Raw genomic sequence first — 1,273 nt, 5'->3', positions numbered from 1 at the left:
GGCTCGCGCATCCACGGCTGCCTGCTGGGCGGCGCGCTCGGAGATTCGCTGGGCTACGCCGTCGAGTTCGACAGCATTTCCGCCATCCGCGCCCGGTTCGGCCCCGCGGGCCTGCAGGATTTTTCCGCGCTCGACGCCGGCAGCCCGTTTTCGGACGACACGCAAATGACGCTGTACACCGCCGACGGCCTCCTCGAGGCGCTGGAATGGGCCAACGACGGCGTGGCGGCGGACATCAACGCGTGCCTGTGGCTCGCGTACCTGCGCTGGCTGGGCACCCAGGGCGTCGCCGTGCCGGCGTCGGCCCCGTTCCAGCCGCCGCGCTGGATCGATGCCCAGGATGTCCTGAAGAGCCGGCGTTCGCCCGGCAAAGCGTGCCTGAGCGGACTGGCCACGGGCGAGATGGGTACCGTGAAGCGGCCGGTCAATCCGGATTCGAAGGGCTGCGGCACCGTGATGCGGTCGGCGCCCTTCGGCCTGATCCCCCACCTCGAAGCGGAAACTGTCTATAAGCTCAGTGCCGATGCCGCGTCCCTGACGCACGGCCACCCCGCGGCACGGCAGAGCGCCGGAGTTTTCAGCCTTCTCATCCATGCCCTGTCCTCCGGCCACGGGCTGCGCGAAGCGGCGGAATCGGCCCTCGGGCAGTTGCTCGGCGGCATCCTGCGCAAGGGCGAAAATCCGGATCCGGAGGTGGTGGCGCGGCTGCAGGCGGCCCTGCGGTTGGCCGGAGACCTGCCCGGCGGCGGAGACGTGCTCAGCCCCGAGGACCTGGTTGGCGAACTCGGCGAGGGGTGGGTGGCCGAGGAAGCCCTCGCCGTCGCGCTGTACGCCGTGCTGGCCACAGCCCCGGGAACGGGGACAGGAAAAGGAACAGGGACGGCGGACACCGGGACTGCGGACGCCGCCGGGGCCGACCCCGCCCAGACGCATTTCCGTGCCGCGATCGCGGTGGCGGTGAACCACAGCGGGGACAGCGATTCGACGGCGTCGATCGCCGGGAACATCCTGGGCGCGTTCTACGGCGAGCGGTGCCTGCCGGCAGACTGGCTGGCGGCGCTGCAGGCGCCGGAGGTCATCCGGGGCATGGCCTCGAAGCTGACCGCTGTCACTGGCTCATAGCTTCGGCGGCCAACACTCGGCCGGGCCAGTGCACGCCAGGTGTCGAGTCTCCGGCATTTGCGCAACGCAGCCGGCTGCGTCCGGAAGCCGCGGCCCGGCTTGTCCGCGGGACATGCCCCGTACCGCCCCGCAGCGAAGGACATGCCCATCC

General features: G+C 71.0%; 1 protein-coding gene. It reads left to right on the top strand.

Annotation, left to right across the window (positions count from 1 at the left end):
• A partial coding sequence (locus Y706_RS26070; RefSeq protein WP_084476207.1) for an ADP-ribosylglycohydrolase family protein occupies nt 1-1,122 on the top strand: 1,122 nt, incomplete at its 5' end.
• Nucleotides 1,123-1,273: the final 151 nt, after the last annotated feature.

The sequence above is a fragment of the Arthrobacter sp. I3 genome (genome assembly GCF_000520575.1).
Lineage (GTDB): Bacteria > Actinomycetota > Actinomycetes > Actinomycetales > Micrococcaceae > Arthrobacter > Arthrobacter humicola_A.
This window is presented reverse-complemented; position numbering and strand designations above follow the sequence as displayed.